The sequence below is a fragment of the Archaeoglobaceae archaeon genome (assembly GCA_038734275.1).
GTDB lineage: Archaea > Halobacteriota > Archaeoglobi > Archaeoglobales > Archaeoglobaceae > WYZ-LMO2.
In genome coordinates, this window is the sequence record JAVYOO010000001.1 from 301,056 (window position 1) to 319,335 (window position 18,280).

Below are 18,280 nucleotides of genomic sequence, written 5' to 3' on the forward strand. Positions count from 1 at the left end.
ATCACCTAAACCTGCGAACATTTTTAAATTTGCAGAGCAATTAATTCACATGCGACGCCCTGCAGTTGCTGGAAGCTTCTATCCTTCAAGGAAAGAGGAGCTTGAAAAGATGCTCAGAAAGTTTATTGAGCCCAAGAAGGATGATAAAGTTGTTGCCTGCGTTTCCCCGCATGCTGGCTATATCTACTCTGGTAAGACCGCTGGAAAAGTTCACTCCTTGCTTCCCGATGCAGAGACCTTCGTGATCGTCTGCCCAAACCACACTGGACTTGGTTTGCCCGTAGCGGTTTCCACGCAGAGTTGGAAAACACCACTTGGAGAAGTTGAGAGCGATCTTGAGTTCATAAAAGCTATGCCGAAGAGAATTGTAGCTGAAGACGAAATGGCTCATGTTGAGGAGCACAGCGCTGAAGTTCAGCTCCCGTTTCTGCAGTTTGCCCATAGCAAATTCAAAATCGTTGTCATTTGCCTTAGACTTCAAGACGAGGACACCGCAAAGGATGTCGCTGAAGAGATCTTACAAGCAGAGAAGAAGACTGGCAGAAAAATCGTCTTAATTGCTTCTTCAGACATGCACCACTATCTTAGCGACGCCGAGTGCAGAAAAAGAGACAGGATCATAATAGATGCGATTCTTTCTATGGATCTTGCAAGGTATTACACGAAGATCTACGAGATCGACGCGAGTGTCTGTGGTTATGGCGCGATAGCAGTTGCGATGAACTATGCGATTGCGAAGAATGCAAAGGCAGAGCTTGTGGACTACTCAACGAGCGGAGAAGTTGCGGACAAGAGCTTTGTAGTAGGCTATGCGGGAATCGTTTTCAGAGCTCAGAATTAGAAGAGGAGATAAGCTGGAAGGAGTAGCGGGTAAATTTGCAGAAATTGCCTTTCGAAATTTGGAATTTCTGGACGAATTTTATTATTATGAGCTCGTTGACTCCACGAACGAGAGAGCAAAGGAGATTTGTAAGAAATTCTGCCTGTTTTTTGCGGAAGAGCAAACCGCTGGAAGGGGCAGACTCGGTAGGAAGTGGTTCAGCAGTAAAGGTGGGCTTTACTTCTCAATTACATTGCCCGCTTACGAAGTTGGAAAGCTTACAACGATCTCAGCATTGAGCGTCGCTGAATCAATCCCTACCGCAAGGATAAAGTGGCCCAACGACGTATTAATAGGCAATCTCAAATTTTCTGGAATCCTTGGAGAGCTTTTTAGAGATCTGGCAGTCGTTGGAATTGGAATAAACGTTGAGAATGAGATTCCAGCTGAGCTAAGGGATTATGCAACAAATCTGTCAAAATTCTTTAGCCTAAGCAGAGAAGAAGTCTTTGACAGAGTTACCGCGAATTTTTACAAAAACTATTTAGAGCTTGTTTCAGGAAACTGGAAAGAGCTTTTTAGAAAGTATAGAGAGCTTTGCATCACTTTGGGGAGGTATGTGAAAGTGATAACTCCTTCTGGAAAGTTCGAGGGAATTGCTGAGCTGTCTGAAGACGGAGCGATTATTGTTGGAGGCAAGAAAATTTACGTTGGAGATTGCATACATTTAAGATAACTATTTATAAAAAAATAAAAATTTTACATTAACTTTTCCTTCTCAGCACATAAGCCATCGCTAATAGTCCAGCGATTGCGAAGATTGCCTCAAAGCCCGGAATCGAACCAGAAGCTGTAGTTGTTGGTTTTATTGTTTCTGGACTTTCGGACGTTGTTACTGGCGTAGTTGGAGTTGTTGGCTTTGATGCCTCTAATGGCTTTAGCACCGCAACGAAATAGCTAAAACTTGGTGTTTCTGCTTCGTAATAGCTGTATTTTCCATCACTGCCAACGAACTTCGTAGGCAATTCGATCCACTGCTTTCCATCCCATTTCAGCAAAACTACTGCAACCTCATTCGAATCCAAACCACTCTTATTCAAGTCTTCCGACTCGATTGCAAAGTTTATCGTTCCCCAGATCTTTGCGTCTCCACTGAAAGTAAGGCTTATCTTAAGCGGTAGCATGACTTTACCTTCAGGAACCGCAAAGTCTGCGGGAGTATTGTTGAGCTTTTCAATTCTGAGTCTTGCAGTCACATTTTCAGTGCTGTTAAATGTTAAAGAGAAAGTATTTGTCTCCCAGAATGCACTTTGTGGAACGATGAACTCTGTGTCCTCATATGCCAGTATCCTTATGTAGTCGCTAACGTAAATTGGAACTCCCTGAATGAATCCGCCCCCACCACTTCCACCCCCGCCTACGAGGGGTCTTATCGTGGTCGTTGGAATTGGAGTTGCAGGTGTAGATGGCGGTGGCATTGGCAATGCCTTTGTAAGTGGTAGAAAGTCGGTCTCGCTTCCATCAATCACATAGGGCTGATCGCAGATTCCATTGTAATCTGAGTCTGCACAAGTCTGCGAATAACCAGTTCCATCTGGGCTTAGCCATGCGTTTCCGCCGAGTAAGTTACCGCCAAGAATGTTCTTGCCATCAGTCAGCGTCGTATTCCATGTGTTCGAGGAAGAGTAGACAGTGACGTTGTATGTGTTATTCAGAAGGTTGTTGTAGATCCGATTGTTATCCGAATAGCCGATATATAGACCGTTATCACCAGAAATGATATTATTGGTTATATTATTTCCATTTGAGTTCAAGAGATAGACTCCGAATTCTGAGTTATTCGAGATCGTGCAGTTGCTCATGTTCACAGTATTAGACAGAACAAGGTAGATACCGTATATCTGACTGAGTGAAATCGTGCAGTTGGACACATCGATTTTATTTGAGCTTTCTATACCTACACCATGTCTGTTCTCTGAAAGAGTAATTTTTTCAATTCTGATACCCAAAGATTGGTAGAGATAAATGCCCTCCTCTTTATTATTCAATAGCGTGCTGTTTTCAATACTCGAATTCTCTACTTTCCAGAATTCCATGCCAACAGTTGTATTTGACAAGTCCAGATTTCTGAGCGTAATGTTATTTGAATTAACCGCTACCACCTGTCCTGCGTTGGTTATTTCAACATCGCTTGCATTCTCAAGGTAAACCAGTGTTTTTCCATTCACATTGTTGTCGACTACACTATTATTGTAGCTTTCATAAACATATAGTCCATCATTTCTGAAGTCGTTGTTCAAAATTTCATTTTCAGAGCACCCCCATAGATATACTGCATATCTATTGTTCTCAAAGAAATTGTTCCTTATCGTGTTGGTATCAGATCCAGCATATATTATAACGCCATAGTCGTTATTCTGGATTTTATTGTTTTCAAGATCGTTTTCTGGAGAACTATAGAAGATTTGAACCCCATTGAAGCTGTCCTTCAGCGTGCTGTTGAATATTTTGCTGTTTGAAGTTGACACCATGTTGATCGCATTGTAATAGTTCGAGATTGTTATATTCTTCACAGTAACATTGCTGACCGACTCTATTCGCATTCCATCATTCCATCGGACTCCTGTTAATTTGAAATCCTGACCATTTAGCACAACATCATTTGCTGAGATTTTGATGCAGTAATCTTCACTAGATTTAAGTCCGTTGAGATCTCTGGTCAGCACATAGTATCCCGCAGAAGTTATTTCTGAACAGGAGCTTATAGTGTTTACCGTCATAAACATGTAGTTCTCCTTAGGCTCAATTAGAGGAGAGTAGTCTGTTAAATTGCCCGCTGTGTATGGCTCATTACCCACTCCGCCTGTTGCACTTCCAGAGTAGTCGCTCCAGTAATTGCCTAAGTGATTTTGATAAATTTTGTCTTGGTATGAATAGGTTAATTCGACAGAAGAGTTCCAGAAATTCGTCAAGCCCGATTCAGAGTAAGCTTGCTCTTCGTTGTCTATGAAGTTGTTCAGAAGCAGAATGTTATTGTTCGAAAAACTTATGTAAACACCCTGACCATTGCTTACAAAGTCGTTCAGATATACCTGATTATTTTCAGAAGAGGAGTTTATGTAGACTCCTACTTCGTTATCTGAGATCGTAGAATTTGCAACTTTGTTGTAGTTTGAAAAGTCTATAAATACGCCTTTTGTATTGTTCCAAATTGTACTGTTTTCTATTGTGTTTCTATTTGCCCCGTAAAACTCAATGCCTGTATTGTAGCCCGAAATATTTACATTTATGATTTTTACATTTCTAAAACCATTAATGTATATCCCATAGCCGTCGTAGTTGTCATCGGTGATCGAGTAGCCATTTCCGTCAATTGTGACGTTGTTCGCTAAGACATTCAGGCAGTAATTTTGACCGCTCTGCAAACCACCAATACTTCGATTTAGCCTGTAATACGTCTCTTCAGTTATGTTTGTGCACTCTCCGATCTCCAAAAATATAGCAAAGGCTGGAGAGATACCCACAACTAAAAAGAGCATCACAGCTATTCCTATTAGAGATTTATTTCTCATATACACACCCCTTTTGTGTTTAATTCAGTAAAACCACCAAACACCACAGAACAGTGGCATCAAAGCAGTCTTACTTGATTTACAAAATCTGGATGGAAACTATTTAAACTTTTCTACATTTTTACAATCGATCAAATTTCGAGAATATTTGCGGAATTTAGAAAAATTCAATAATATTATAATAAGTGTCTCTTCTCGCAACTCTCCTGCCGACTGACTTAACAGCATTCACGATCTCCTCAAAGCTCGCTGGTCTGAAATCCTTTCCAGTAGCTCTTATTACGCTTTCCTCAAACATCGTCCCGCCGAAGTCGTTTGCTCCAAAAAACAAAGCAAGCTTTGCAACCTCAAAGCCTTGGCTTAGCCAAGAAGCCTGAATGTTCCTGAAGTTGTCAAGAACGATCCTTGAGATCGCAAGAATACGAAGATACCTCGAAGCTCCGACTTTGCCCAAATGCTCAAGCTCCGTTTTGCCGGGATGAAAAGTCCATGGAATAAAAGCTGTGAAACCATTAGTTTCGCTTTGAAGCTCCTTTATTTTAAGCAGATGCTCCAGAATGTCATCATCGCTCTCAAGATGCCCGAAAACCATCGTTGCTGTAGTTGGTATTCCAAGTTTATGAGCGCTTCGCATTACTTCAAGCCACTCCTCACTACTACACTTCTTTGGGCTGAGCTTTCTCCTGACACTGTCGACAAGAATCTCCGCTCCACCGCCTGGCAGAGAATCCAAACCCGCTTTTTTGAGCCTTTTAAGAACTTCTTCGTAGCTTAAACCTTCCAAGTTCGAAAGGAAAACGATCTCTGGTGGCGAAAGACTGTGAAGGTGGATCTGTGGAAAAGCTCGCTTAAGCTTAGAAAAAAGCTCTTCAAACCATCTAAGCCTTAAATCGGGATTTAAACCACCCTGAAGCATTATCTGCGTCGCTCCAAGCTCCACAACTCTTTTGACTTTGCTTATGATCTCCTCATGGCTTAAAGTGAACTCCTCGTTTGCCTTCTTTGCATAGAAGGCACAGAATTTGCACTTAGAAGAGCAAACGTTTGTGTAGTTGACCGTTGCATCCGCAACAAAGGTCACGAGATCTCCGCATTTCTCAAGCGTTAGTTTATTCGCAATCCTCCCAAGTTCTGGAAGAGAAAGGCTAAATAGTTCAGAGTAGTCCGTGCTCATGGCAAAGCTCACCGAATAGCTCCAAAGATCTTCTTTCCTTACCGCCAAGCTCATGAATGAGAGTTTCGAAGTATTTTCTCAGGAATTCTTCGGGTAATCTGAACTTCTCGCTCGCAACGCTAACAACTTCGTCGATGTGCTCTCTGCCCCACTTTAAAGAATCAAGTATTTCTTCGTCAATTCCATCAACTCGCGAAACAGAAACTCCGAAGACCGCGGGCAACCCAGTTAGCTCTTTCCATTCCTCGCCAAGATCCATAAGCACTCTATAGCTCATTCGAGCCTTTATAGCTTCATCGCCAATAACGAGTGCATGATCAAAATTCCTGAGCATTTCATCCACTTTTCCGTTTACAGCAACAAGTCTATTTATTAAACCTTTTTCAGCCTTTATGATCTTCATCATGTTTGCAGAAGTCATTGAATTTTCGGTTATCGCAATCGGCGAGTCATCGAGCCTTTTTCTCTTTGAAACCACTATAACGCTGTAAACTTCTCCATCTGAAGCAACGCAGAACTTTCCCGCATTATAGCCTTTTTTCAGAACTTCAAAGGCGGGAAGAGGAGCGTAAAAGATCTCGCCAATCTCAAAAAGCTCTGCAAGCCTTCTTGGTGTTCCCTCAACGATCTCGAACTTCCCTTCCTTTTCAAGCCTATAGTAGGGAAGGAAGTTATTCACAAATCCGAACTTCCCGATTCTCATAAACCCTCAAAATATTAAAGAAGGCATCTCTCTCAGCTGGAATTTTGTTTGCATTTTTTATCAGCCTTATTAGATCTTCAGCGGGAAGCCCAACAGGAGTTTTAGCTCCAGCGGAGTGAGCAATTCTTTCATAGCCAACTGTTCCGTCGAGATCGTTTGCTCCGTAGTTTAAAGCGATCTCAGCAAGCTCCAAGCCAAGCATTACCCAGTAAGCCTTTATTGCTCTGAAATTTGAAAGCACAAGCCTTGAGACCGCTATCGTTTTTAATATGTCCACTGGAGATGGTTTAAAGCTGTATTCTGTTCCTTCGGGATGGAAGGGTAGCGGGATAAAAGCCAAGAAACCACCAGTTTTTTCCTGAAGCTTTCTCAGCTTATACAGATGGATCGCTCTATGCCTTTTGCTCTCAACATGTCCAAAGAGCATTGTAGCGTTGCTCTTGATTCCATTCTCGTGGGCTATTCGCATAACCCTCAACCATTCCTCGCTATTGCATTTTCTTGGGCATATTTCTTTGCGAACGCTGTCAACAAGGATCTCTGCCCCACCGCCAGCAAGGATTTTGAGCCCAGCGGACTTCAATCTGCTTAAAAATTCTCTAACGCTCATTTTTTCCTTCTTCGCATAGTAATGCACTTCCGCAGCTGTCAATGCTTTTATCGTTGCTGAGCACTGCGAAGAGATCCTTCTGAAGATCTCTTCAAAATACTCGATTCCAAGCTCTGGATTGTGAGAGCCAACGATGTGCAATTCTGTTGCTCCCGCCTTTACAGCCTTCAAAGCCTCGCTAACCACTTCATCAACGCTCAGCGTGAACTGTTTTTTGCGGTGGTAGGCACAAATTTTGCATTTAGTTTCGCAGACGTTGCTGTAATTTATGTGAGCGTTAATTGAGAATGTCACGATTTTTTCCGCTTTAATTAGGCATCCAAGCTCGTGCAAGTCTTTGGCAAAGAGTTCTTCGATCTCTCTAATCGACATCTCTAAGCACATCCAAGCGAGGTTTTTTAACTATTCCTTTCTCTTCCGCCATATCAAAAAGCACTTCTATTGCTTTAAGCACTTTTTCAGGCATCTCAACAGTGTATTCGTTTACATACATCGTCACGAATTTCCTGAGCTTCTCTCTGTCCATTCCCCTCGCATATCGCTCAGCGTAGCTCAAAGCTTCGTCAACATTTTCCAACGCATATCTCACACTTTCCTTCATCGCCCTCAGAGAAGCCTTTTGCAATTCCAAGCTAAGATCTCTTCTTATCGCATTTACTCCGAGAGGCAGTGGGAGCTTTGTCTGCGAGCGCCACCAATCATAGAGATCAAGAACCTTCTTTAGTCCATGCTCCTCATAGCTGAGCTGGGCTTCATGTATTAAAAGCCCCGCATCGACTCTGCCACTTTTTACCGCATTTAGAATTTCATCAAATCTCATCTCTACAGTTTTGGCATCAACTGCAAGCTTCAGCAGTAGTGAAGCGGTAGTCAGCTTACCTGGAATTGCGATCTTTGCTTTCTTTAAATCCAAATCCCTCTTTGCCACCACAATCGGCCCATAACCATCTCCAACGCTCGCTCCAGCGGAAAGAAGGCGGTATTTGTCCGCAACGAATGCGTAAGCGTGCACAGATAATGCGGTGACTTCGTATTCTCCAAGCAATGCCTTTCTATTGAGGCTTTCAATGTCCTCAACAACATTTTCAACTTTAAAGCTAAGAGGAATTTTGCCATTGAGCATTGCATAGAACATGAAGGCATCATCCGCATCTGGCGTATGGGCAACTCGCATACGGCAATTATTTGAGAGCAAATAAATGCTTTTCCCATTATAGGGGCATTTTCTTCAGCTTCCAGTATAATATCAGAATTATTCCGGTAAAGAGCAATAAGACTGAAAAGACTATGTAGTTTGAAATATCCAATTCATAGACTTTCAGCATAAGCTCAGTAAAGTATCTACCTGAAAAAAGGATCGTTAGGCTAAAGCTGATAAGTAGAAAAGCCATAAAAGTGAAGCCTACAAATACTTCTTTGAACTTGGGATTGAGTCCACTTTTCTCCACTAAAATCGTGCAAAGTTCTTCAGAATACTTCTTTGTGTTGATCCCGATCAACAGGATTGTGAGTAAAAATAAGAAGATTATGAAGAGTATCAGAAAGTGGCTGAAGGCAGGAACAAGATGATCCAGAAGATATAAAGTGGAAGAGCCTAAAATTATGACTGCCAAAAGTGCCAAAACATTCCTGATAACTCTATAAAAGGCTTTTTGCACAACTTTGCTTGCCTTTCCTTCTGCAACTCTGTTAACGTTAACTGATATTCTGCCTATAAGGATCTTTATCTCAACTGGAACTATAGAAGATAGCTTTCTGGAGTATTTCTCAGAACCTCCCATACTCGAAGATATGATTGCTCCCAAGATCACTGAGAACGCTGAAAGAGTTAGAAATTCAACTCCAATCAGTCCGAGTTCCATGGCTTCGTAGGTAACGACGATCCCGAACTCACCAACACAACTTGCAACAAACCCGATCCTAATACTCTCTTCTAAATTTCTCCCAGTTACAAGCCAATTTGAGGATGCAAATGCTAAAAATCTAAGGAATACAACAAGCGGGGCTAGAAAAATGATGGGGCTTAACTCTTTTATGAGTCCCGCCTCTGTGCCAAGAGAAATGAAGAAAAGGATTAAAAATACTTCTCTCATGGGTTTAAGATATTCGCCCAGCTCCTTATTTTTGGGGTGAGCTGAGAGGGCAACACCTGCAGAGAAGGCACCCAAGGCGGGAGACAGACCAAAAAATTTCGAAATCATTGCGAATAGAAAAGCAGACGCAAGGATTATAGCGACACCCAGCTCGTTTGGTTCAACAACCTTCACAAAGAACCTTTTAACGATCGTTAGTCCGAATATGATTAGAACCGCAACGATCACAAGCGATAAGGCTCCAAATCTCAAGATCTCCACAATCTCTAATCCTCCAAGCTTGAAACTTGGTAAAATTGCGAGAATTATGAGAGCATAGACGTCCTCAAGGATTGTAACTGTGAGTATTTGCTTCTTAACTTCTTGAGGAAAATTGAAGTTCTCCAACAAACTGTAAAGTATGGCTGTGCTGCTAAAGGAAGCAATGATCGCCAAGATCAGGATCTCTAAAATGTCCAGCTTCAAAAGATAACCAAAGATCATGGCGAGGATCAGGGCGAAAAAGACCTCAAATCCCAAGATCGTAAGGGGGATCAGATCCATTTTTCTTACTCTTTCAATTCCGATCTCTCTTCCAATTTCGAAAACCAGCAAAGTGATGGCAATCTGTGAGAAAAAGCCAAGCAACTCTTTATTTGCCTCTATACTTCCTGAAAAGATCAGGCTGATCAAAAATCCCGTCATTATATATCCAGCAATTCGAGATAACCCAATTCTCTCAAATAATAACGCCAATAATGCAGAAATACCAAGAAATATGGTAAGAAGCAGGTATACATCCATTCTTTATAAGCTTCAAAACCGAGAATTTAACTTTTTCGAGAACTTTTAAATACTTCATCCTCCTATTTTCTACAATGGAGGAATATCTTAGATTGCTGGATCGTGCGATGGAGAAGTTATCTCAGAAGCCCATATTGAGGAAAGATCGCTTTGAAATACCGAAGGTGAGTGTTACAAGGGAAGGAGTTAGAACAATCCTGAGAAATCTATCGCAAATCGCAAAAACACTTAACAGAAGTGAGGATCATATCTATAAATACCTTGTGAAGTCTCTGGGGACTGCTGGCTTCATCGACAATGGGAGGCTAATATTCCAGGGAAAGTTCTCGGAAGAGGAGATTCAGAAGGAGATAGATGAATACGTAAAGACATATGTTTTGTGCAAGGAGTGCAACGCTCCGGATACGGAACTGTTAAAAGAGGAGAGGGTCACTTTCCTGCGCTGTTTGGCCTGTGGGGCTAAGCAACCTGTAAAAGGATGAAATTCAGGATGAAAATATATCGGGTTAGGGGTGAAGTGCTCGTTGCTGTGTGCGATGCCGATATAGTTGGAAAAGTTTTTAGAGAGGGGAATTTGAAAATAGAGGTAAAGGAGGAATTTTACGGGACTGAGGAATTCGAAGAAAAAGATGTGGAAGAAGCACTTAGAAAGGCTACGATTGCGAATATTACTGGAAAAATGGCAGTTGACCTGGCCATAAAGATAGGAATCGTGGATAAAGATAAGGTTTTAAGAATAGAAAATTGCCCCCATGCTCAAATGGTCTTAATTTAGAGATAAAATGCCAAGCATCGAAGCAAATGCTATACAGTTCGCCGATCCGATCACGTCGCCGTTTATCCCTCCAAATCTCGAGTGAGCGTATTTTTTTAAACAAAATATCATAAAAATAGTTGAAATTGCAGCGATCAAACTTTCGATATTAATAATTACAAGTATTAATGGGATCGAACCAATTATTAAATCTCTTTTGGTTGCAAATTCCATAAAGTAGGCCCCCATCCCTTCCCAACTTGGTTTTGATGTGGTAAGAAGCAACAACATCGAGAATTTTGCTGTTATTTGCGAGATCACTATATCAAAAGCAGTTACGCTTAAAAAGCTATGGTATAGGACAATAAAATAAACACATAAAAACGCAACACCTCCTGCCCCTAACTGGATGTCTTTGAGAGCTTTGAGCTTTTTATCTTTTGGTGCGAAAAATGCGTCTCCAAAATCCGCAAGACCGTCGACGTGATTTATGCCCTCAAGAGCAAGATATAGAAGAAGACAAAGAAGCCCGAATCCAAAAAATGCTGGAATTGAGATTAAGAATCCTAAAAAAAACCCTACAAACGGAAAAATCCACAGATTTCTCCTTAAAACTTCCACATCTCCTCCCACAGGGAGAGTTGTTAAGAATCCCAAGCTACTCTTCAAAATTTCTAAACCCGTATTCGCCATAGAGAAGCACAAATCTTACCGCTCCCCAATTCCTCCTTATTATCCCATCTTTTTTCTCTACGATGTAGAGGTTCTGATACGTTTCACCAATCGGGATCACCATCTTTCCACCGGTTCGAAGTTGTTCAATAAGTGGTTTTGGAATGTCTGGAGCAGATGCCGTGACATAAATCTTGTCGTAGGGTGCTTTTTCAGCGTATCCTTTACTGCCGTCTCCAACAACCACGATTACATTGTCGTAACCAAGTGCATGAAGGTTTTGTTTGGCAATTTCTGCAAGTTCGGGAATTCTTTCAATTGAAATCACGAGTCCATCTTTACCAACTATCTCCGCAGTTACAGCCGCGTGATATCCACACCCTGTTCCAATCTCAAGAACTCTCTCCCCTTCTTTTAATTCCAGCAATTCGCACATTATTGCAACCATATGTGGTGCGCTAATAGTTTGTCCATGGCCAATTGGCAGGGGAGTATCGATATATGCTTCAGCACGATATCTTTCTGGAACAAAAAGATGTCTCGGAACCTTTTTTATTGCATTGTATACCTTTTCACTGAGATTTAGCTCCTCTTTCAATCTATCTGCAAGTCTTTGCCTTTTTTCTTCATAGTCCATAACTTCTCAGCCTTTTTTACATCTTCCAATGTGTTGATATTTAAGACGTCATCAACTATATATATTTCCTCTTCCTGTTCACCCTCTTCATCGGCAATTATTATGTTTATTCCAACAGCCTCACCATCTTTAACTGCTCTAAGAGCCTTTTTTCCGCAATTCCTGTAGTGTGAGACTATCTCGTCGATTATGCCATCACGCAGGTAAATGAGATCTGAGCATACGATCAATATAGCACCCTTTAATGTTAAGATTTTAATAGCTTCACTGTAATCCTCAATGAATCCTCTTCCTTTAGCTCTGAAAAACCTGATCCCAATGCTTTCGAGATATTTTTCAGTTTTTGGAGTAAATGGTGAAGTGATCGCTATTACATCATGTGAGGACAAAGCTTTTAGGGCATGATCTATAAGTTTTAGACCACAAACTTCAAATAGGGGCTTCTCCCCAGACTTTAGCCTTTCTCCCTTACCACCGCACATAAGCAGTGCGAGCATCAAAAGTTTTATTAATTGTCCGAACTAAAGCTTTTCCGATCGAACATGGCGAGAAAGAGGGTTGCAAGAGTAAAGGATAAGTGGGCAAGTAAGAAATGGTTCACACTTCTGGCTCCAGAGTATTTTGGGATGACAGAGGTAGGCGAGACTCCAGCAAGCGATCCAGAGTTAGTAGTTGGCAGGACTGTGGAAACGACTTTGGCAGACCTAACGGGAGATGCTTCAAACCAGAATCCATACAAGAAGTTGGTCTTTAAAGTCCATAGAGTTGCTGGCGAAAAAGCTTACACAAAGTTTCACAGGTTTGAGCTGATGAGAGAGTATCTGAATAGTCTCGTAAGGCGGAGAACCAGCAAAGTTGAAGACGTGATAGACATTCAGACTGCGGATGGTTACAGGCTTAGAGTGAAACCTGTTGTCTTCACAGTTAAGAGGTGCAAGAGCTCTCAGAAGAGAGCTATAAGGGCAATTTCAAGAGAAGTCATAGAAAGCAAGAGTTCATTGAATTTTGTTCAGTTCCTCCAAGAATGCATTCTTGGAAAAGTCCCATCTGAGATTTACAAGGGCGCCAAGAAGATATACCCAATCAGAAGAGTTGAAATCAGAAAAATAGAATTGCTGAGTGAGCCCAAAACAGAGGTGGTCGCAGGATGAAGTCCATGTATGCATTCATCGGACAGACTTGGCAAAATGAGGAACTGATGAAGCCTTTGATGTGGAAAAGACTCCAGCAGTGGCGCAGAGAACCAGCAGTTGTGAGAATTGAAAGACCTACAAGACTTAACAGAGCCAGAGCTTTGGGCTACAAGGCTAAGAGAGGCATAATTGTTGTGCGGGTCAGAGTTAGAAGAGGTGGAAGACTACCGAGGAGACCAAGTAGAGGAAGGAAGACGAAAAATCAGATGGTAAGCAAGTTAACACCAAAAAAGGGACTTCAGTGGATTGCTGAAGAGAGAGCAAATAGAAAATATCCGAACATGGAGGTTCTGGGCTCATACTGGGTTGGTGAGGATGCTAAATTCAAGTGGTTTGAGGTTATCCTCGTTGACAGAAGCTGTCCAGATATTATTGCAGATAAAGATCTCTGCTGGATAACAAGACAGAAGGGAAGGGTTTACAGGGGTTTAACACCTGCAGGAAGGAGAGCAAGAGGACTGAGAAGAAGAGGAAGGGGGGCAGAGAAGATTAGACCAAGCTATAGAGCAAATTTCAGGAATGAAAGGTAGAATTGAATGGATTAAAGTTTCGGCAGTTGTTCACTCTACTGAAAGTAGAGAAAAAGTTTCTAAAGCACTTGCAAATCTTTTTCCTTTTGATTTCGAAATTCAGGTTAGCAAGGCTGAGGGGCACTATGGTAATCCCCTTGAGTATCTTGAAGTAGAACTTAAAAAAAGCTCTGAAATAAAATTATTTTGGAAGAATTTAGTGAATTTGCTCAAAGATAAAAGAGAGATCTTATTGAACACACTTGAAGATAGAGTAGATGCGCAGAATGTGTTGCATATAAGGCTTGACAAACAGAAGGCTTATCTTGGTGAATTTGAATTATCTGGCACGGACCCCATAGCGGTAAAAGTGAAGCTCGTTGTTTTCCCTGCAAAAAGGGAAAAAGTCTTGGAATTTGCAAGAGAACTATGTTCGATTTTGTGAGATTTTCTCCACCTAAAATCGATCTCGGTTTTCGTGGATTTGTCGTTTTAAGCGAAAAACCCATGAAAGATGGGTATTACGGCTACATAGTTAGAGCTGAAAGTTCAGAAGAGCTAAAGGAGAAGTTAAAAAGCATTGAAAATTCAATTGTGGCTGTTGACTGCACCCTGGGGCTTTGTAAAGAAGCGGTGATGAGAAAAAAAGTCGATATCATTCTCGATAACGAGCGAAGAGAACTCGATTACGCGACACTCAAGCTTGCGAAGGAGAAAGATGTAGCCATAGAATTTGGCCTCTCTAAATTCTTGGTTACCAGAGGTTTAAGAAGATCTCTGTTGTTTTCGAGATTAAAGCAAGAAGCGAAGATTGTTAAAAAATTCGACACACCTTTCATCATAACTTCTTCTGCAGAGAATGTTTATCAGCTTAGGACAAGGAAGCAAGTGGAAACTTTTTTTTCATATTTTGGTTTTGATGTGAAAAAGGCAAGGTTTTTTGCGGAAAGAATAGTCAGGAGATACTACGACGATACCTATGTTATGGATGGATTCGTGATTGAGCAATAGGCAATTCTTTTTTAATGGTTTTGCGGTTGTGGAAATCTTAAAATACCCGCAGTATAAATTAGGCTAATGAACGAAATTTCATTGCCATATAAAACAAGATCACTCTGTCCTGAATGTCTGGCTATAATCGATGCAGAAGTTTACGCTGAAAATGGCAAGGTGATGATAAAGAAGGTTTGCAAAGAACATGGGGAATTCGAAGACGTTTACTGGGGAGATGTGGAGCTTTTTAAGAGAGCTTCAAGGTTTGCAAGAGACGGTAAAGGAATTGAAAATCCGATTACCCAAAAAGGCAATTGTCCTTTTAGCTGTGGTCTATGTGGTAACCACAAAAGCCATACCGCACTGCTGAACATTGTCTTAACGAATAGATGTGATCTTGCCTGCTGGTATTGTTTCTTCTACGCAAAAAGAGCAGGATATGTTTATGAGCCCACAATTGAGCAAATAAGACAAATGGTCAGACTTGCAAGGCAAATTAAACCAGTTCCCTGCAATGCTGTGCAGTTAACTGGCGGGGAACCAGCTTTAAGAGAAGACCTGCTTGAAATTATCAGGGTGATAAAGGAGGAGGGCTACGATCATGTTCAGCTAAACACAAACGGCATAAGACTGGCACTTGAAGAAGATTTCGCAAAGAAGGTTAGGGAAGCGGGTGTTAACACAGTATATCTTTCTTATGATGGAGTTGATGAAAAAACGAACCCCAAAAACCATCAAGAGATACCAAAGATCCTTGAGAACTGCAGAAAAGCTGATCTGGGCATCGTTCTTGTGCCAACCATAATCAGAAATGTTAACGATCACCAGCTTGCAGATATAATAAGATTTGCTGCTAAAAACGTAGACATAGTTCGTGGTGTCAACTTCCAGCCAGTGAGCCTTGTAGGGAGCATGCCCAAAAAGGAAAGGGAGCAGTATAGGATTACGATTCCAGATTGTCTAAAAGCCATAGAAGAGCAAACCGAAGGGGAGATAACCAGAGACGACTTTTATCCAGTTCCAAGTGTAGTCCCTGTCTCGAAATTCGTTGAGGCGATAACTTCGAGACCACAATACGAGTTAACTGCCCATTTTGCATGTGGAATGGCAACCTACGTCTTCATCGAAGATGGAAAAATGATCCCTATTACGAGATTTGTAGACATAAACGGATTCCTCGACTTCCTCGACAAAAAGGCGGATTATATACGGGATAGTAAAATTAAATCTGTCAAGGCTTTGAAGAACCTGATAGACATGCGTAGGTTTATAGATTCGTCTAAGGCTCCAAAGGGAATGAGTTTAAGGAAAATTCTCTTCAACATTCTTCTCAAGCATGATTACTCTGCGCTGGGAGAATTCCACAAGAAATCTCTCTTCATAGGCTTCATGCACTTCCAAGATCTATACAACTACGACATAGCAAGAGTTGAGCGTTGCGAAATTCACTATGCAACTCCTGATGGCAGAATAATACCCTTCTGCACATTTAATGTTATTCCTGAATACTACAGGGACAAGATCCAGGAGAAGTTTGCCATCCCAATTGAGGAGTGGGAGAAAAGGACTGGAAGGAAGCTTAAAGACGACATATACAGAGTTGTGAGGAGACCAAGATGAGAGGGCTATTCATTGGCAGATTTCAGCCCTACCATTTAGGACATCACGAAGTCGTTAAGAAGATTCTGGAGGAAGTCGATGAACTCATTATAGGAATTGGCAGTGCTCAAGAAAGCCATACGCTTGAGAACCCATTTACTGCTGGAGAACGAATTATGATGATTTCAAGAGCTATAGATGAGCTCGGAACACGGAAAAAGGTTTACATAATCCCACTCGAAGACATCTATCGCAATAGCCTATGGGTGACCCACATCTGTTCAATGGTCCCTCCCTTCGAAGTGGTTTACACAAACAACCCTCTCGTGTATCGGCTTTTCAAGGAGGCGAACTTCAACGTGGTAAAGACGGGTATGATCAACAGACACGAGTATCATGGCACTGAAATAAGGAAGAAGATGCTTGAAGGCGATGACTGGGAAAAATTTGTGCCAAAAGCTGTCGTAGAAGTTATAAAGGAGATCGGCGGGATTGAGAGAATAAGAGAGATCGCAGGGAAGGATTTTTGATTAGGCGACTATATTAATTATCGTGGAGCCAATTTGACAAAATTTTTAAATACAAAACTCTTAGAAAATTAATGAAAAAGGTGAGTGGTATGCGAAAAGAAATAATTGCAACACCCTTTCTTACTTATTTTGGGATTTTTGGTCTGATTTATGGTTTTCTACTTATGGGAGCCATGCAGTCCCCTTTCGTTTTTATGAACTCAATTTTGATTGTTGTGACTGGATCCTTGTCTCTTGCACTTGCAATCGCCTTATTATTAAATCTTGAAAAGCCCATGAAAATTACACTCTCATTAGCTGTTATTTGCTTCTTTGTAGCTATTTCAATTTTGTCTCTGCTTGATCTCAGCACGATTGAGAGAACAATCAGAAATCTAAATTCTGGGCAAATTGTAATTTTGAACACCTACTTTTTTTACGGATTCTGGATAGCTCTTTTAGCCACGGTTTTGATGATCTTGTTCACAATTTCTGAAAAGGTGAAATTACCAAAAACAGACAAGACTTCAAAAGAAATAAAAGAGCTGAAGGGAGGGTTATCTTCGTTTGATTTCACTGTGTTCAAATTGATTTCAGAGGGCGCCACAACCATAGAGAAAATTCAAGAGAAAATTCCGAGCGTCTCAATGCAAGCGATTCAGAGTTCAATTGATTTGCTGTTGGAAAAAGACTACATTGTGCTGGAAAACGGAGAGTATAAACTAACGATTCTTGGATTCGAGTTTTTCAGAAGATTAGAAGGAAAAGAGAAATGGGAGGTGAAAGACGGTAAAAAGGAGATCGTAAAACCGACTTTAATCACAAAAATTTTGAACACAATGGCTCTCTTTCTATTTACAGCTTTTCTTATTTTTCCGTTGGCGAGTCTTGGAGGCTTCGGAGTAAATTCAGTTTACCTTTTCGAGCTTCTTGGTAAGCTTAATTACCTGACGTTCATCATCTATTTTCTGCTGGTCAGCATCTTTATATTTTCGATTTATGCTCATTACAGGCCAGGATATGCCTTAGTTAGCGGAGTCTTGGGTATAATTCTCGCATTTATCTTAAATTACTATCTTCTCGCAAATTTAACCCTTGATTTATTTGTAGCAAAAGTAAAACCGAACTACGAGATCGGGTTTTACCTACTCATTCTCGCCTCATTCCTATGGTTAATATCATATTTTACGGCAAAGAGAATAAATCAGACAGAAGGGGCGAATACATGAAAAAAGAACAACTCGAATTCATTCTCTACAATCGCTATCGAAGCCTGACTGATGACGAAGACAGCTCAGAAAATTTTCCTAAAAACCTTTCAGAACTTATAGGAGCGATAATAGGGACAATTCTGGCTTTTGTTTTAGTGTTTATGCTATTTATTGGCATCCTAATTTTGCTTAATGAGATATTTTAGTCCAAATTCCATCAGAGCTCTTATAGCATTATTTCGCCAAGAAATTTTGAAACAAGCTAAGTCCGACAATGAAATCGACTGAACCTTCTCTCTTTTTTAATTCCTGTTCAATTAAATCTGCAACAGCCTTTGAAAGTCCCCCTTCTTAAACCGTATTTCTCCGCAACGTATTCCCTAAACTTTTCTGCCAGCCACTTTTGAGGTTCAACTTTCAACACTTCTTTTTCCACACCCTTAGTTCT

21 protein-coding genes are annotated in these 18,280 nt (G+C 41.0%); 12 read left to right on the top strand and 9 right to left on the bottom strand.

The window, feature by feature from the left end; translation table 11 throughout:
• Positions 1-49 precede the first annotated feature (49 nt).
• Both QXI54_01600 and QXI54_01605 read left to right on the top strand, forming a co-directional pair.
• Complete coding sequence (locus QXI54_01600) at positions 50-841, top strand: MEMO1 family protein (protein MEM0301849.1); 792 nt, start codon at positions 50-52, stop codon at positions 839-841.
• Entirely contained in the window at positions 810-1,556 is a 747-nt protein-coding gene (locus QXI54_01605) for a biotin--[acetyl-CoA-carboxylase] ligase (GenBank protein MEM0301850.1), read from the top strand. The genes QXI54_01600 and QXI54_01605 overlap by 32 nt, the downstream gene beginning before the upstream one ends.
• Before the next feature lie 28 nt (positions 1,557-1,584).
• Here QXI54_01605 and QXI54_01610 read toward each other — a convergent pair whose 3' ends face one another.
• From QXI54_01610 to QXI54_01635, 6 genes are all read right to left on the bottom strand, one after another.
• On the bottom strand, positions 1,585-4,392 hold the full coding sequence (locus QXI54_01610; GenBank protein MEM0301851.1) for a NosD domain-containing protein: 2,808 nt from the start codon (positions 4,390-4,392) through the stop codon (positions 1,585-1,587).
• Between the two features lie 157 nt (positions 4,393-4,549).
• Positions 4,550-5,620: a cyclic dehypoxanthinyl futalosine synthase gene (gene mqnC, locus QXI54_01615; protein ID MEM0301852.1), complete on the bottom strand. Its 1,071-nt coding sequence runs from the start codon at positions 5,618-5,620 to the stop codon at positions 4,550-4,552.
• Positions 5,547-6,269, bottom strand: coding sequence for a menaquinone biosynthesis protein (locus QXI54_01620; GenBank protein ID MEM0301853.1), 723 nt, complete (start codon positions 6,267-6,269; stop codon positions 5,547-5,549). Before QXI54_01620 ends, mqnC begins: the two co-directional genes overlap by 74 nt.
• The gene (locus tag QXI54_01625; protein MEM0301854.1) at positions 6,238-7,251 is read right to left on the bottom strand and encodes a CofH family radical SAM protein; all 1,014 of its coding nucleotides are present in this window, start codon (positions 7,249-7,251) and stop codon (positions 6,238-6,240) included. Before QXI54_01625 ends, QXI54_01620 begins: the two co-directional genes overlap by 32 nt.
• Complete coding sequence (locus QXI54_01630) at positions 7,241-8,053, bottom strand: MqnA/MqnD/SBP family protein (protein ID MEM0301855.1); 813 nt, start codon at positions 8,051-8,053, stop codon at positions 7,241-7,243. The genes QXI54_01625 and QXI54_01630 overlap by 11 nt, the downstream gene beginning before the upstream one ends.
• Positions 8,054-8,090: 37 nt before the next feature.
• The gene (locus QXI54_01635) at positions 8,091-9,755 is read right to left on the bottom strand and encodes a cation:proton antiporter (protein MEM0301856.1); all 1,665 of its coding nucleotides are present in this window, start codon (positions 9,753-9,755) and stop codon (positions 8,091-8,093) included.
• Positions 9,756-9,829: 74 nt separating this feature from the next.
• Here QXI54_01635 and QXI54_01640 point away from each other — a divergent pair, with 74 nt between their 5' ends.
• Together QXI54_01640 and QXI54_01645 are read left to right on the top strand one after the other, a co-directional pair.
• Positions 9,830-10,237 carry a translation initiation factor IF-2 subunit beta gene (locus QXI54_01640; protein MEM0301857.1) on the top strand — a complete coding sequence of 136 codons (408 nt, stop codon included), beginning with the start codon at positions 9,830-9,832 and terminating at the stop codon, positions 10,235-10,237.
• A gap of 8 nt (positions 10,238-10,245) precedes the next feature.
• Positions 10,246-10,530: a DUF424 family protein gene (locus QXI54_01645; protein MEM0301858.1), complete on the top strand. Its 285-nt coding sequence runs from the start codon at positions 10,246-10,248 to the stop codon at positions 10,528-10,530.
• Here the strand turns inward: QXI54_01645 and cobS are convergent.
• The 3 genes from cobS to QXI54_01660 are packed head-to-tail and all read right to left on the bottom strand — an operon-like array spanning position 10,522 to position 12,315.
• Positions 10,522-11,202, bottom strand: coding sequence for an adenosylcobinamide-GDP ribazoletransferase (cobS, locus tag QXI54_01650; protein MEM0301859.1), 681 nt, complete (start codon positions 11,200-11,202; stop codon positions 10,522-10,524). The two genes, QXI54_01645 and cobS, sit on opposite strands and share 9 nt — an antisense overlap.
• Entirely contained in the window at positions 11,168-11,818 is a 651-nt protein-coding gene (locus QXI54_01655; GenBank protein ID MEM0301860.1) for a protein-L-isoaspartate O-methyltransferase, read from the bottom strand. The genes cobS and QXI54_01655 overlap by 35 nt, the downstream gene beginning before the upstream one ends.
• Positions 11,776-12,315 (bottom strand): NTP transferase domain-containing protein, encoded by a 540-nt coding sequence (locus QXI54_01660; GenBank protein MEM0301861.1) that lies wholly within the window; start codon positions 12,313-12,315, stop codon positions 11,776-11,778. Before QXI54_01660 ends, QXI54_01655 begins: the two co-directional genes overlap by 43 nt.
• 45 nt (positions 12,316-12,360) lie before the next feature.
• Between QXI54_01660 and QXI54_01665 the strand changes: the two genes are divergently transcribed.
• From QXI54_01665 to QXI54_01700, 8 genes are all read left to right on the top strand, one after another.
• The gene (locus QXI54_01665) at positions 12,361-12,969 is read left to right on the top strand and encodes a 30S ribosomal protein S3ae (protein ID MEM0301862.1); all 609 of its coding nucleotides are present in this window, start codon (positions 12,361-12,363) and stop codon (positions 12,967-12,969) included.
• Positions 12,966-13,541 carry a 50S ribosomal protein L15e gene (locus QXI54_01670; GenBank protein MEM0301863.1) on the top strand — a complete coding sequence of 192 codons (576 nt, stop codon included), beginning with the start codon at positions 12,966-12,968 and terminating at the stop codon, positions 13,539-13,541. The genes QXI54_01665 and QXI54_01670 overlap by 4 nt, the downstream gene beginning before the upstream one ends.
• The gene (locus tag QXI54_01675) at positions 13,531-13,965 is read left to right on the top strand and encodes an RNA-binding domain-containing protein (protein MEM0301864.1); all 435 of its coding nucleotides are present in this window, start codon (positions 13,531-13,533) and stop codon (positions 13,963-13,965) included. Before QXI54_01670 ends, QXI54_01675 begins: the two co-directional genes overlap by 11 nt.
• Entirely contained in the window at positions 13,950-14,531 is a 582-nt protein-coding gene (locus tag QXI54_01680) for an RNase P subunit p30 family protein (protein MEM0301865.1), read from the top strand. Before QXI54_01675 ends, QXI54_01680 begins: the two co-directional genes overlap by 16 nt.
• 66 nt (positions 14,532-14,597) lie before the next feature.
• The gene (locus tag QXI54_01685) at positions 14,598-16,133 is read left to right on the top strand and encodes a radical SAM protein (GenBank protein ID MEM0301866.1); all 1,536 of its coding nucleotides are present in this window, start codon (positions 14,598-14,600) and stop codon (positions 16,131-16,133) included.
• Positions 16,130-16,642, top strand: coding sequence for a nicotinamide-nucleotide adenylyltransferase (locus tag QXI54_01690; protein MEM0301867.1), 513 nt, complete (start codon positions 16,130-16,132; stop codon positions 16,640-16,642). The genes QXI54_01685 and QXI54_01690 overlap by 4 nt, the downstream gene beginning before the upstream one ends.
• Positions 16,643-16,713: 71 nt before the next feature.
• Complete coding sequence (locus QXI54_01695; protein ID MEM0301868.1) at positions 16,714-17,850, top strand: hypothetical protein; 1,137 nt, start codon at positions 16,714-16,716, stop codon at positions 17,848-17,850.
• The gene (locus QXI54_01700) at positions 17,847-18,038 is read left to right on the top strand and encodes a hypothetical protein (GenBank protein MEM0301869.1); all 192 of its coding nucleotides are present in this window, start codon (positions 17,847-17,849) and stop codon (positions 18,036-18,038) included. The genes QXI54_01695 and QXI54_01700 overlap by 4 nt, the downstream gene beginning before the upstream one ends.
• The last annotated feature ends 242 nt before the right edge of the window (positions 18,039-18,280 follow it).